This window comes from uncultured Alcanivorax sp., assembly GCF_947258575.1.
Taxonomy (GTDB): Bacteria; Pseudomonadota; Gammaproteobacteria; order Pseudomonadales; family Alcanivoracaceae; genus Alcanivorax.
In genome coordinates this window covers 91,595-105,345 of sequence record NZ_CAMYIV010000006.1, presented here as the reverse complement: position 1 = coordinate 105,345, position 13,751 = coordinate 91,595, and the positions used below count along the sequence as shown (strand labels likewise).

Annotated in this window: 10 protein-coding genes; 7 read left to right on the top strand and 3 right to left on the bottom strand. The window is 59.0% G+C overall.

What is annotated here, in order from left to right; genetic code table 11:
• Positions 1-12: 12 nt before the first annotated feature.
• Positions 13-1,095: a 3-phosphoserine/phosphohydroxythreonine transaminase gene (gene serC, locus Q0Y02_RS07055; RefSeq protein ID WP_277672736.1), complete on the bottom strand. Its 1,083-nt coding sequence runs from the start codon at positions 1,093-1,095 to the stop codon at positions 13-15.
• A 173-nt stretch (positions 1,096-1,268) separates the two neighbouring features.
• Positions 1,269-4,037, bottom strand: coding sequence for a DNA gyrase subunit A (gene gyrA, locus Q0Y02_RS07050; protein WP_297766402.1), 2,769 nt, complete (start codon positions 4,035-4,037; stop codon positions 1,269-1,271).
• 327 nt (positions 4,038-4,364) lie between these two features.
• Between gyrA and Q0Y02_RS07045 the strand changes: the two genes are divergently transcribed.
• The 7 genes from Q0Y02_RS07045 (at position 4,365) to Q0Y02_RS07015 (ending at position 12,039) form a co-directional block, all read left to right on the top strand.
• Entirely contained in the window at positions 4,365-5,708 is a 1,344-nt protein-coding gene (locus Q0Y02_RS07045) for a TRZ/ATZ family hydrolase (protein WP_297766399.1), read from the top strand.
• 13 nt (positions 5,709-5,721) lie between these two features.
• A complete protein-coding gene (gene ubiG, locus Q0Y02_RS07040; protein ID WP_035246877.1) occupies positions 5,722-6,420 on the top strand; it encodes a bifunctional 2-polyprenyl-6-hydroxyphenol methylase/3-demethylubiquinol 3-O-methyltransferase UbiG in 699 nt (232 codons plus the stop codon).
• Positions 6,421-6,592: 172 nt separating this feature from the next.
• Positions 6,593-7,273: an HAD-IA family hydrolase gene (locus Q0Y02_RS07035; protein ID WP_272974467.1), complete on the top strand. Its 681-nt coding sequence runs from the start codon at positions 6,593-6,595 to the stop codon at positions 7,271-7,273.
• Complete coding sequence (locus Q0Y02_RS07030; RefSeq protein ID WP_035246535.1) at positions 7,270-8,046, top strand: YciK family oxidoreductase; 777 nt, start codon at positions 7,270-7,272, stop codon at positions 8,044-8,046. Before Q0Y02_RS07035 ends, Q0Y02_RS07030 begins: the two co-directional genes overlap by 4 nt.
• Positions 8,047-8,342: 296 nt before the next feature.
• The gene (locus Q0Y02_RS07025) at positions 8,343-9,509 is read left to right on the top strand and encodes a putative solute-binding protein (protein ID WP_035246532.1); all 1,167 of its coding nucleotides are present in this window, start codon (positions 8,343-8,345) and stop codon (positions 9,507-9,509) included.
• A gap of 124 nt (positions 9,510-9,633) precedes the next feature.
• Entirely contained in the window at positions 9,634-10,716 is a 1,083-nt protein-coding gene (locus Q0Y02_RS07020) for a putative solute-binding protein (protein ID WP_035246529.1), read from the top strand.
• 129 nt (positions 10,717-10,845) lie between these two features.
• The gene (locus tag Q0Y02_RS07015) at positions 10,846-12,039 is read left to right on the top strand and encodes a putative solute-binding protein (RefSeq protein ID WP_297766390.1); all 1,194 of its coding nucleotides are present in this window, start codon (positions 10,846-10,848) and stop codon (positions 12,037-12,039) included.
• 363 nt (positions 12,040-12,402) lie between these two features.
• On the opposite strand, the gene Q0Y02_RS07010 is transcribed toward Q0Y02_RS07015, so the two are convergent.
• Positions 12,403-13,737: an AarF/UbiB family protein gene (locus Q0Y02_RS07010; RefSeq protein ID WP_337894137.1), complete on the bottom strand. Its 1,335-nt coding sequence runs from the start codon at positions 13,735-13,737 to the stop codon at positions 12,403-12,405.
• Between the last annotated feature and the right edge of the window lie 14 nt (positions 13,738-13,751).

Below are 13,751 nucleotides of genomic sequence, written 5' to 3'. Positions count from 1 at the left end.
GGCGGTCCCCGCTCAGCCGTTGCGTTTTTCGAAGTCCGCCATAAAGGCGATCAGCGCATCTACTGCGGCTTCCGGTACCGCATTGTAGATGCTGGCACGCATGCCACCCACGCTGCGGTGGCCCTTCAGGTTCAACAGGCCGGCCTGGTCGGCTTCGCTGAGGAACTGTTTATCCAGGTTGGCATCGGCCAGCACAAAGGGCACATTCATCCAGCTACGGCTGATTTTCTCCACCGGGTTGCTGTAGAAGCCGCTGTTATCAATAAAACCATACAGCTTTTCGGCCTTGCGCTGGTTGGTTTCTGCCATGTTCGCCACCCCGCCCTGCTTCTTCAGCCACTGAAACACCAGCCCGGCCAGGTACCAGGAAAAGGTGGGCGGCGTGTTGTACATGCTGCCATTGTCCGCGTGGGTCTGGTAATTGAGCATGGCCGGCACGTGGGCGCCGGCCTTGCCGAGCAGGTCCTTGCGAATAATCACCAGGGTCAGGCCGGCAGGGCCGATATTCTTCTGGGCACCGGCATAGATGACCCCGAAGCGGTTCACATCAATGGGGCGCGAGAGGATGGTAGAGCTCATGTCTGCCACCAGGGGGCTATCCCCCACGTCCGGCACAAAGCTGTATTCCAGGCCACCGATGGTTTCATTGGGGCAGTAATGCACGTAGGCCGGATTGGCCGACAGCTGCCAGCTGTCCTGTGGCGGTACGGTGGTGAAATTGGTGTCTTCACTGCTGGCGGCCACGTTGATGTTGCCGTAGCGACCGGCTTCCTTGATCGCCTTCTTGGACCATTGCCCGGTATTGATGTAATCCGCCGTTTCGCCCTCGCCCAGCAGATTCATGGGCACCATGGCGAATTGCGAGGAGGCACCGCCCTGCAGGAACAGCACGGCGTAGTCGTCGCTGATCCCCATCAGGCTGCGCAGGTCTTGCTCGGCCTTTTCGGCAATTTCCACGAACACCTTGTCCCGATGGCTCATTTCCATGATGGACAGGCCCATGCCCTGGTAATCCAGCATTTCCTGACGGGCCTGCTCCAGAACATCCGTCGGCAACGCCGCCGGACCTGCGCAGAAGTTATAGGCGCGGGACATGCATTTTCTCCGTGACTAGATTGAAAGTAGCAAACCGGTGAATCAAAGAAGCCCGGTAACACCGGGCTCGGGTAATTCGTCGAATCATTTAGAAAACACCGTAGGAGCACCTCTCGAGGTGCGAACCACCCACGATTGGACAAGGTTCGCACCTCAAGAGGTGCTCCTACAGGTTATTCCTCGGCGTCGTCAGAGGCGTCAGACTCCGGTGCTTCAGAGGTAACATCCCCTTCTTCCAGCACTTCGCCTTCTTCGATGTCGTCCTCGTCGCCTTCCAGCTCGGGGATCGTGGCCAGGCCACACAGCTTCTCGCCGTCGCCCAGACGAATCAGACGCACGCCCTGGGTGTTACGGCTGGACGTGCTGACCTGATTGACGCCGGTGCGCACCAGAGTGCCCTGGTTGGAGATCAGCATGATGTCCTCTTCACCAAACACCTGAGCAGCGCCGACCAGCTCACCGTTACGCTCGTTGACCACCATGGCGATCACGCCCTGGCCGCCACGACCCTTGGTCGGGTAGTCGGTGAGCGGGGTACGCTTACCGTAGCCGTTTTCCGAGGCAGTCAGGATCTGACCCTCTGCTTCCGGCACGATCAGGGAAATCACGTCCACGCCATCAGCCAGTTTGATGCCGCGCACACCACGGGCCAGACGGCTCATGACACGCACCTTGGATTGATGGAAACGCACGGCCTTGCCGTTACGGGCCACCAGCATCACATCTTCGTCGCCGTGGGTAATCGCCACATTGACCAGATGCTCGCCTTCCTGCAGTTTCACGGCAATCAGGCCGGAGCTGCGTGGACGGGCGAAGTTGGCCAGGGCGGTACGCTTGACGATACCACTGGAGGTCGCCATGAAGATAAAGGGACCGGGAATGGCGTCGGCCACCACTTCGGCCTCATCGCCATCTTCAACTGCGTCCTCGACCACCTCGTCCGCATCGATAGCATCGATAACGTCGTCTTCGTCCACTTCTGCTTCCACGCCAGCGGCTTTCTGCTGACGTACCATTTCCGCATCGAGACGGAGGATGGCGGTAATGCGCTCGTCATTGCCCAGTGCCGGCAGCAGATTGACGATGGGCTTGCCACGGGACGCCCGGCCACCTTGCGGCAGCTCGAAGGTACGCAGCCAGAAGACCTTGCCGGCATCCGTGAACAGCAACAGGGTGTCGTGGGTGCCTGCCACCAGCAGGTGCTCCACGTAATCCTCGTCTTTGAGCTGGCCGGCAGACTTGCCACGGCCACCACGCTTCTGCGCCCGGTAGGTATCAATGGGCTGCATCTTGGCGTAACCACCGTTGGACAGGGTCACAACCACGGTTTCTTCGGCGATCAGGTCTTCCATGCTCAGGTCGAGACGGGAGGTGACGATTTCGGAACGGCGCTCGTCGGCATATTCCTCACGGACCGCCTTCAGTTCATCACGGATCACTTCCATCAGACGTTCGGGGTTACCCAGAATCTTCAGCAGTTCGGCAATCTGCTCCAGCAGTTCCTGGTAATCGTTGATCAGTTTTTCCCGTTCCAGACCGGTCAGCTTCTGCAGACGCAGATCCAGAATGGCCTGGGCCTGTTCCGGGCTCAGGTAATAAAGGCCATCACGCAGACCGAACTGCTCATCGAGGCCATCCGGGCGAGCCGCGTTTTCACCACCGGCGCGCTCCAGCATTTGCAGTACATCGCCGGGGGTCCAGCCTTTGCCCAGAAGTTTTTCCTTGGCTTCGGCGCCGCTGGGGGACGCCTTGATCAGCGCAATCACCGGATCGATATTGCTCAGCGCCACCGCCAGACCTTCTAGCAAGTGGGCCTTTTCGCGGGCCTTGCGCAGTTCAAACACGGTACGGCGAGTCACCACTTCACGGCGGTGACGAATAAAGGCATCCAGCAACTCACGCAGGTTGAGGGTCTTGGGCTGACCATCCACCAGTGCCACGGTATTGATACCGAACACCGACTCCATCTGGGTCTGCTGGTAGAGATTATTGAGCACCACCTCGGCGTTCTCGCCGCGACGCAGCTCGATCACGATACGCATGCCCTCTTTGTCGGACTCATCGCGCAGCTCGGTGATACCTTCAATCTTCTTGTCTTTCACCAGCTCGGCGATCTTCTCGATCAACCGCGCCTTGTTCACCTGGTAGGGAATCTCGTGGACGATAATGGCTTCTTTGCCACTTTTGTCGGTCGGCTCAATCTCGGCACGGGCACGCATGTAGACGCGGCCACGGCCGGTACGGTAGGCCTGCACGATCCCGGCGCGACCGTTAATGATGCCGGCGGTGGGGAAATCCGGGCCCTTGATGTATTCCATCAGGTCGTCCGGCGTCAGGCTGTCGTCGTCGATCAGCGCCAGACAGCCGTCTACCACTTCGCCCAGGTTATGCGGCGGAATATTGGTGGCCATACCCACGGCGATACCGGAGGAGCCATTCACCAGCAGGTTGGGCACCCGGGTGGGCATCACATCGGGAATCTTTTCCGTGCCGTCGTAGTTGTCGACGAAATCCACGGTTTCCTTGTCCAGATCGGCCAGCAGCTCGTGAGCGATCTTGGCCATGCGCACTTCGGTGTAACGCATGGCGGCTGCGGAATCCCCGTCGATGGAACCGAAGTTACCCTGACCATCCACCAGCATGTAGCGCAGGGAAAACGGCTGCGCCATCCGCACGATGGTGTCGTAAACGGCGGAGTCACCATGGGGGTGGTACTTACCGATAACGTCACCGACCACACGGGCGGACTTCTTGTAGGCCTTGTTCCAGTCGTTATTCAGCTCGTGCATGGCGAACAGTACGCGGCGATGCACCGGCTTGAGGCCGTCGCGCACATCCGGCAGAGCCCGCCCCACGATCACGCTCATGGCGTAATCCAGGTACGACTGTTTGAGTTCGTCTTCGATGTTGACCGGGGTAACTTCTCTGGCGAGATCCGTCATAGCGATCCTTACTTTCCACAAGTATCGGGAAAGCCCCTGCGGCTTTCCCAAGCCGGCCCCTGATCAGGGCCGATTTCACAGCGTGCCGATGGCACCCTGTGCAGTCTGTTCTTATGACAGCCCGCTCGCTGCCAACAGCGGCGGACCGGGCGTACATTCCTGCTCCTGGCACGAAGCCCGGAAAAGCCCCGGATGATAGCACAACCGGGCGGCTTCGGCGCCATAGTCAGGCGGCATTGTTATCGTGGCGGCAAGAGCGCCTTTGACACGCTATACTGCGCCCACAATTCGAGGGGGAGTCCCTTCTGTGATATCAAGGAGTTGTGCATGAGCGACAATCAGGCTGACCTGATCGTCCACGCCCGCTGGATTGCCCCGGTCGCGCAGGACAAGGCGCCCAGTGCCGAGGTACTGGAAAACCATGCCCTGGTCGTCCGTGATGGCCAGATTATCGACCTGCTGCCCGGCGCCCTGGCCGATGAGAAATGGCAGGCCGCTACGGTCACCCGGCTGGACAGCCACCTGCTGATTCCCGGCCTGATCAATGCCCATACCCACGCCGCCATGAACCTGCTGCGGGGTATTGCCGATGACCTACCGCTGATGACCTGGCTGGAAAAACATATCTGGCCGGCGGAAGGCCAGTTCGTCAGCGAGCAATTCGTGTTCGACGGCACCCGGCTGGCGGCGGCGGAGATGATCCGCTCCGGCACCACCTGCTTTGCCGACCAGTACTTCTTCCCGGCCAGCGCCGCCCGCGCCACCGTGGAAGCCGGCCTGCGCGCCAGCCTGTTCTGTCCGATCCTGGATTTTCCAACCCCCATGGGCGCCGGGCCGGAGGACTACCTGCGCCTGGCCACCGATGCCATGGACGAGTGGCGCCATGATCCGCGCATTCAGATCGGTTTCGGGCCACACGCGCCTTATACCGTGTCCGATGGCCCGCTGCAGAAGGTGCTGACTCTGGCCGAGGAACTGGACGTGCCGATGATGATGCACGTGCACGAAACCGCCGGAGAAATCCAGATGGCGGTGGGCAACACCGGTGAGCGGCCACTCACTCGCCTGAAAAACCTGGGCCTGCTCTCGCCGCGTCTGCTGGCAGTGCACATGACCCAGCTCACCGAGGACGAAATTGCGCTGGTGGCCGAAACTGGCACCCAGGTCGTGCACTGCCCGGAATCCAATCTGAAGCTGGCCAGCGGCTTTGCACCGGTGGAAAAACTGCGCAAGGCCGGGGTCAACGTGGCCCTGGGCACCGACGGTGCCGCCAGCAACAACGATCTGGACATGATCGGCGAGGCCCGCATGGCCGCCTTCCTGGGCAAGGGAGTCAGCCTCCAGGCCGATGCCCTGCCCGCCGCCGACATACTGCAGATGGCCACCCTGAACGGCGCCCGCGCCCTGGGCCGGGACGACCAGATCGGTTCACTGGAAATTGGCAAACAGGCGGATATGGTAGCGGTAGATCTGAACCGTCTGGAGACCCAGCCGGTCTATGATCCGGTGGCGCAATTGATCTATGCCGCCAGCCGCGACCAGGTGACGCATACCTGGGTGGGTGGGCGCTGCCTGATGGACAACCGCACACTCACCACCCTCAACGAAGCCGTGATCCTCAAGAATGCCCAGCAGTGGCAGGAAAAAATTGCCGGAGCCGACCGTGACTGAACAACAACCGCAGATTCCCAATGTAGACGCTGGCGAAATCGCCAAATTCAATGCCCTGGCGGAACAGTGGTGGGACCCCAATTCCGAGTTTCGCCCGCTGCACGACATTAACCCGCTGCGTCTGAACTACATCGACGAGCGCGTCAGCCTGCCCGGCAAGAAAGTCATCGACATCGGCTGCGGCGGCGGCCTGCTGTCCGAAGGCATGGCCCGGCGTGGCGCAGAGGTCACCGGCATCGACATGGGTGAAGCGCCGCTGTCGGTGGCACGTATCCACGCGGAGAAAGCCGGCGTGGCGGTGGAATACCGGCAGATTCCGGCGGAGCAAATCGCCGAGGAGCGGCCCGCGCAGTATGACGTGGTCACCTGCCTGGAAATGCTCGAGCACGTGCCCGACCCCTCCTCCGTGATTCGGGCCTGTGCCACCTTGGTGAAACCCGGCGGGCAGATATTCTTCAGCACCATCAACCGCAATCCCAAGGCCTTTCTGTTTGCCATCGTCGGTGCCGAATATGTGTTGCGCCTACTGCCGCGGGGCACCCACGAATACGCCAAGCTGATCAAGCCCTCGGAACTGGCCGGCTGGGCCCGGGACGCGGGGCTGGAAGTAAAAGACACCACCGGCATGGTCTACAACCCGCTGACCCAGGTTTACAAGCTGAACCGGGATGTGTCGGTGAACTACCTGATGCACGCCGTCAAAGGCGAATAACTTTTCCCTGTAGGAGCGCCGCTTGAAGCGCGAAAAAACAGTTTCGAGGTACGAGTAACGAGCTGCGAAAGGCACAACCGGTTTTGCTTTTTCGCAAATCGAACCTCGTTACTCGCTTCGCTCGTTTCGCGCCTCAAGCGGCGCTCCTGCAGCGGCGTTGTAGAGAGACTATATGGAAAAGCTTGAAGCCGTTTATTTCGACCTGGACGGCACCCTGATTGATACCGCTCCGGATTTTTATACGGTGCTCAATACCCTGCTGAAACAACATGGGCGGCCGGAAGTCAGCTATTCCGCAGTGCGCGCCAATGTCTCCAACGGTGCCCGCGCGCTCACCGAGCTTGGTTTTGGCGCAGGGCCGGAGGATACCGAATTTCCGCCGCTACTGGATGAACTTCTGAACGCCTACGAGCAGCATCTGGCTGTGGATACCTGCCTGTTTCCCGGCATGGCAGAGACGCTGGACTGGCTGGATGCCAATGGTCTGCCCTGGGGCATCGTCACTAACAAGCCGTCACGGTTCACCGGGCCGGTGCTGGCGGGCCTGCATCTAGACCAGCGCGTCAGCGCGGCAATCTGCCCGGACCATGTAAAACAGCGCAAGCCGGACCCGGAAGGGTTGCTGATGGCGGCTCGCCAGGACGGCGTAACCCCGGCCCACTGCCTCTACGTGGGCGACCATCTGCGTGATATCCAGGCTGGCCAGAATGCCGGTATGGCCACCGCCGTGGCGGCCTTCGGTTATATCGACGCGGATGATGACCCCCACGACTGGCAGGCCGATTATTATCTGGAACAGGGCAGCGATCTGTTGCCTCTGCTGCAAACGATGAACACAAGGAGTACCGCATGAGCGAATTATCATCCGTGAATGCACAAGCACTGGCTTACCAATGCCCCGCCGATGCTTTCAAGGATCGCATTATCCTTGTCACCGGCGCGGGCGCCGGCATCGGCCGCAGCGCCGCCCTGACCCTGGCTCGCCACGGCTCCACCGTGATCCTGCTGGGACGCACCCCGGAAAAGCTGGAAAAGGTCTACGACGAGATCAAGGCCGCTGGCGGCCCGGAGCCAGCCCTGGCACCGGTGAATCTGGCGGTGGCCCGCCCGGAAGACTTCCAGGAACTGGCCGGCCTGTTCGACAAGGAATTCGGACGCCTGGACGGCATCCTGCATAACGCCTCCGTGCTCGGCGACATCACTCCGCTGGAGCGCTACGGTGTCGGCACCTGGGACTCGGTCATGCAGGTGAACGTGAACAGCGCCTTCTACCTGACCCAGGCCATGCTGCCGCTATTGCGTGCCAGCGACGATGCTCGCCTGCTGTTCACCTCCTCCAGTGTTGGTCGCAAGGGCCGCGCCTTCTGGGGTGCTTATGCCGTCTCCAAGGCCGCCACCGAAAACCTGGCACAGGTGCTGGCCGAAGAGCTGGAGAACACCAGCAACATTCGCGTCAACACCCTCAACCCCGGCGGCACCCGCACCGACATGCGCGCGCTGGCCTACCCCGGCGAGGACCCGCAGACACTGAAAACCCCGGACGAGATCATGGCCCCCTACCTGTTCCTGCTCGGCCCGGACAGCCGCGATGTGAACGGGGAATCCATCGACGCGCAGCCTAAGTAAAAACTCTGAGTTGAAAGTTAAAAGTTCAAAGTTGAAAAGGCGCGATCACGTTTGGAACGTCTCTGTCCGGTCCAGTGCCAGCGGCCAAATGCAGCGCGGGCACTGGACTGAAATGAACCCCCGGCCCTGCCCGCGTTTCAACTTTAAACTTTGAACTTTCAACTCGCTCCACCATTGACCCTTTCGACGGGGATTGCCGTAACGCGGTCACCCCCTGCGCCAAAGCTCTCCCTTATCCTGCCAGCGCGTGATAAATGTATTGTCTATAACAAGAATGCGGCATCAGGGAGATCACCATGCGCACCCCCATTACCCTTTTCTTTCTAGTCAGTCTGCTGTGTTCATCACTGAGCGCGGCCAACCTGACACAAGCTCAAAAGCAGCAACTCCAGGCACTACTGCCCGGCATCACATTGAATGACTCCACCCTCGAAAAGCTCGAGGATGTGTTTTACACCAGAGAGATGCCGGTTCGCAGCCGACTTAAAGCCATCAGCCAGATGGTGGGACTGGATCAGATGCCCGCCGGCAGCACCCTCAAACGGACCATCTGCATCTGGGATATCGGCGGGCGTAACGGCGTGGTATTCAATGCGGCTATGGAGCAACGGGCGCTGGCCCTGGAATACGGCATCAACCTGGATCTGGTGCCTTACACCAACGAAACCGTCATGGTGGATGAGCTCAAGGCCGGCCGTTGCGATGCTGCCCTGATGAGCGGATTGCGTGCTCGCCAGTTCAATCTTTACAGCGGCAGTGTGGATGCCATTGGCGCAGTGCCGTCCCAGAAGCATATGCAAACCTTACTTAAAGTGATGGCTCATCCGAAACAGGCTGGTCACATGGTACAGGGGGATTATGTGGTGATGGGCATCTACCCGGCGGGTGCCGCACATATTTTTGTTAACGACCGAAGCATCAGCTCCCTGGCCAAGGCTGCCGGCAAACGGGTTGCCGTTCTCGATTATGATGAAACCCAGGCAGAAATGGTGGCGGCCATCGGTGCTACCCCCGTTACCACCGATATCGTCAGCGCTCCCAACAAGTTCAACAACGGCCAGATCGATATTCTGCCCGCCCCCCTGGTCGCCTATGAGCTTCTCGAACTATATAAAGGCATGAGCCCGGATGGTGGGGTGGTCGACTACCCGTTAACACAACTGTCCATGCAGTTGATCGGTCGCCTGGACAAGTTTCCCAATGAAGTGGCGCAATTGATTCGTGAGGCCTCCTTTGAAGCCTACCCAGACGTGATAAAGCGCATTGAAGTGGAAACACGCCGAGTGCCTGAGCGCTGGATGATCGCCATTCCTGACAAGGACAAGCGGGAATACGAAGTGATGATGCAGGATGCCCGCGATGCACTGCGTGCGCAGAAATACTACAGCAGCGACATGCTGGATCTGCAACGCAAAATACGCTGCAAATTCGACCCCACCCGCTCCGAATGCAGCATCACTTGAGCAGACGTTAAGGCGTGTAGTACGCGGCGCCGCCTGGCGCCGCGTACAATTGTCATACAGGCGGTAAAACTTCCCTTCTCTTCCCCATGATATAAGCATGACAACGAATGAATAAGGAAGCGTCATGGGGAATTATCGCACCCTATTTACCAGCCTTCTCGGCTCGGCCCTGCTGTCTCTGGCTTGCACCAGTCAGGCTCTGACACTGACTCCCAAGCAGGAAAAACACCTGGCGGAAGCGCGTGAGGAAATGGGCTTGGGCCCGGACGATATGCTCAAGCGTCATATCTGTTTGTGGGATCTGTCCGGTCGCTCCGGCCCCATTTTCAACGGCGCCACCAACCTCCGCCTGGATTTGCTGCGCTATAAAATTGATATCAGCCTGGAGGCCTTTACCAACGAAGGCGCCATGGTCGCATCATTGAAAAACGGTCAATGCGATGCTGCCCTGATGAGCGGTTTTCGCGCCCGCCAGTTCGTCCGTTTCAGCGGTACTATCGATGCTATCGGCGCCCTGCCGTCGCTGAAGCACATGGATATGCTGATGCGATCCATCGCCCTGCCTCAGCTCAGCGAAAACATGGTCAGCAACAAATATCAGACTCTGGCAGTTACCCCCGCCGGCGCCGCCTATTTATTTGTTAATGACAAGAGACTGAATTCACTGGAGCGCGTCGCAGGAAAAAAAATTGCCGTACTGGATTTCGATCCCGGCCAATCGAAGATGGTTGCCCAGATTGGTGCCACCCCGGTGGCTACTACCCTTGCCACGGCGCCCAATCAGTTCAACAACGGCAGCGTGGATGTACTGCCCGCACCTCTCGTTGCTTATCAGGTATTGGAACTTTACAAGGGCATGGAACCCGACGGCGGCATCGTTGATTACCCCATTGTTCAGCTCACCGCCCAGTTGATTGGTCAAACTGATCGTTTTCCTCCCGCATTCGCGGCAGTGATCCGGGAAGTGGCAGCAGACAGTTTTTCGTCTATCCAGAATGCCCTGGAAAAAGAAGCGGGACAGATCCCTGCAACCTGGTGGATTGACGTGGATCACCATGAAAAACAGGAATACGACAGCATGATGCGCGCTGCGCGTTTGAAACTGCGCGAAACCGGCTATTACGACGCCACCATGTTGAAAATCATGAAACGTATTCGTTGCAATGTGGATCCTCAGCGCCCCGAATGCAGCCAGGATACGGAATAAAGCTGATGCGGTGACGTCATCGTTGGCATCGCGGCCAGCCACCCCGGCTGGCCAGCCAGCGACTCACCAGTCACGACTGTCACAATGGGCGTTCAACCTGAAGCGACGACTTCCGGTTCAAACAATAAAATGCCCATGGAGGCTTGCGTGACTTTTTTTCGCCAACTGCTCATTCTCCCCCTGCTGCTCGGCGCCCTCATCGCCCACGCAGACAACCAACTAAATCTGACGCCGACACAACAGGCCGAGCTGGAAAAGTTTGCCCCCGGCGTATCGCTTACCCCCGAGCTCGCAGAGAAACTGCGCGCCATTGCCTACGATCAGAGTCGCAGTCTCGACGACCGCATCGACGCGATGCAGAAAGTGGCCGGCTTCAGCATGGGCGAACCCCTGAAACGACGCATCTGTATCTGGGATATTGCCGGTCGTGCCGGGCCCATCTACAAGGCAGCCGAAGATCAGCGCACCCGCCTGCTGGAATATGGCGTAGAGCTTGATATTCAAGCCTACACCAGCGAAAGTGTGGTGGTGGAAGACCTGAAGGCTGGCGTCTGCGATGCAGCCCTGATCACTGGCCTGCGCGGTCGCCTTTTCAACAAGTACACCGGCACCATTGATTCCATCGGCGGCGTGCCCAGCGACGAGCACATGAGAATCCTGCTGCAGGTCATGGCCAGCCCCAAGTCTGCCGACAAGATGGTGAGTGGCGAATACGTCATTCTCGGCCTGGCCTCTGCTGGTGGCGCCTATGTGTTCGTTAACGACAGAACCATCAACACCCTGGCCAATGCAGCGGGCAAGCGGGTAGCCGTCCTCGACTATGACCCGACCCAAGCGGAAATGGTCTCGCAAATCGGCGCCACCCCTGTCGCCTCCGATATCGTCTCTGCCCCTAACAAGTTCAACAACGGCGTCGTCGATGTACTGGCAGCCCCGCTGGTGGCCTACGAGGTGCTGGAACTCTACAAGGGCATGTCACCGGATGGCGGCATCATCGACTACCCGCTGGCGCAGATCACCATGCAACTGATCGGTCGCAAGGATAAATTCCCCAACGAGGTGGCCCAGCTGGTTCGCGAGGAGTTTTTCAACAGCTATCACCTGATCAAGGAACGACTGGACCAGGAAGCTGCCAAGGTACCGGACCGCTGGTGGATCGAAATCCCGGATGCGGACAAGCGCGAGTACGAAACCATGATGCAGGAAGCTCGCCTGACCTTGCGCGAAAAAGGCTACTACGATGCGGACATGCTGACCCTGCAACGCAAGATTCGCTGCAAACTCAATCCGTCGAAAGGGGAATGTGCGGATCCGGTGGAGTGAAAAGCAGCTACGAGCTATAAGCTTCTAGCTGCGACGCGGCAGGGTCTTGCAAAGCACGCAGCGCCCTGCCCGAGGTTTTTCCATGAAGTTACTTGTAGGCGGTCCAGTAAAGGCTGTAGGAGCCCACGCTTGCATGGCGAACCGAGCGTAGCGAGCGAGGCGGCAAAGGAGAAACCTAGCCGCCGTTCTTTCTGGAAAGACCTGTCGAACACTCAAATGTCTGATCGCCCTGCGGTCGATTTCCGCGCAAGCGCGATTCGCGGCTCAAGCGCCGCTCCTACAGCGGCTTCGTAGAAATGACGAAGCACGAGGAACATTCCAACCTTTGCCTACCCTACCAGTGCAGCTTGTAGCTAGCTGCTTTTAGTGCAGAAAACCGCCCGGCATATCATCAATCGCGCCGAACATATCGACGCGATTATCACTGAACATATCCATTTCAGGTGCCAGCACCTGCACATAACGATCGAAGTAGAGGAACTGCTTGAGTAGCAGGGCGAATTCGCGAGGGAAACGAATGCCGTGGCCCTCACCGATTTTCACCAGATCCATCAGCAAGCGGTTCACTTCCTTGTCGTTGCGGTCGGCCTGCACCAGAGCAGACGGATCGACCTGGCCAAGCGCCCCTTGCAGGCTTTCGATATCCCGCGCCAGCGCATCCACATCCACCTCTTCCCGGGTCATGCCAATGATCGCCATGGCCTCCGCCATCTGGCGAACATCACCACGTCCGATGGCATCAAAGAATTTGGCCATGCCATCCCATGCCTCACGGCGGATCCGGCCGACAATACCAAAGTCGATGAATCCCACCCGACCGTCTTCCAGCAACATCAAATTGCCAGCATGCACATCCGCATGGAAGAAATCGCACAGCATCAGGCTGGAGAACCAGGTATTCAGTGCAGAGATCAGAGTTTGCGCCGGATCATCCGTATATTGCCTGAGCACATTCATGTCGGTGAGGGGCACCCCGAAGAAGCGCTCCATGGTCAGCACCTTGCCGGTGGTGTGAGACATGACCGGATCCGGCGCGACAGCCGAGGTATTGCCGGTGTCACGCAGGAAAGCATTGAACGCCTGGAGATTGTGAGCCTCCTTGATGAAGTCGCACTCCTCCAGCATGCCGGCCTGCAACTCCTCGATCACACCGGAAATGGCGGAGCGCGACAGACCTGGCGCCAGCCGCTCGGTAACCCGGGCAGCAAAGTAGAGAAAGTTGAAATCCGTCAGCAGCACATTACGGACACCGGGCCGCTGAACCTTGATCACCACGTCCTGGCCGTTTTTGAGCTTCGCCGCATGAACCTGCGCAATAGACGCACTGGCCAATGGCTTTGGGTCGACAGACTGATAGAGAGACTCCAGCGATCCACCCAACTCTTTCTCGATCGTTTCGCGAATATAGTGAAATGGCAGTGCCGGGGTACGGTCCAGGCAGCGCTGAAATTCCTCGACATACTCTTCCGGGAAAATCGACGGCGAGCTGGCAATAAACTGCCCAAGCTTGATGTAGGTGGTACCCAGGGATTCAAAGGTCGTGCGCAGCAAAGCCGGTACTGGCGGGCGATCGCCGAGCATCCAGCTTAACCCCTGGCGACCGACCACCCCGATCGTCTCCAGTATCCGCCAGCCGCCACGGGCCGTATTCATGGCCAGAGAAACACCGCTTCTCTCGCCTGCCAGCCAGGCCTTCATGTCTTTGATATCAG

Excerpts from the sequence above, each read along its gene's own strand:
- Q0Y02_RS07015 (WP_297766390.1), top strand. The coding sequence starts at position 10,846 with ATGCCCATGGAGGCTTGCGTGACTTTTTTTCGCCAACTGCTCATTCTC.
- gyrA (WP_297766402.1), bottom strand. The coding sequence starts at position 4,037 with ATGACGGATCTCGCCAGAGAAGTTACCCCGGTCAACATCGAAGACGAA.
- Q0Y02_RS07035 (WP_272974467.1), top strand. The coding sequence starts at position 6,593 with ATGGAAAAGCTTGAAGCCGTTTATTTCGACCTGGACGGCACCCTGATT.
- Q0Y02_RS07020 (WP_035246529.1), top strand. The coding sequence starts at position 9,634 with ATGGGGAATTATCGCACCCTATTTACCAGCCTTCTCGGCTCGGCCCTG.
- Q0Y02_RS07025 (WP_035246532.1), top strand. The coding sequence starts at position 8,343 with ATGCGCACCCCCATTACCCTTTTCTTTCTAGTCAGTCTGCTGTGTTCA.
- Q0Y02_RS07030 (WP_035246535.1), top strand. The coding sequence starts at position 7,270 with ATGAGCGAATTATCATCCGTGAATGCACAAGCACTGGCTTACCAATGC.
- Q0Y02_RS07045 (WP_297766399.1), top strand. The coding sequence starts at position 4,365 with ATGAGCGACAATCAGGCTGACCTGATCGTCCACGCCCGCTGGATTGCC.
- serC (WP_277672736.1), bottom strand. The coding sequence starts at position 1,095 with ATGTCCCGCGCCTATAACTTCTGCGCAGGTCCGGCGGCGTTGCCGACG.
- Q0Y02_RS07010 (WP_337894137.1), bottom strand. The coding sequence starts at position 13,737 with ATGAAGGCCTGGCTGGCAGGCGAGAGAAGCGGTGTTTCTCTGGCCATG.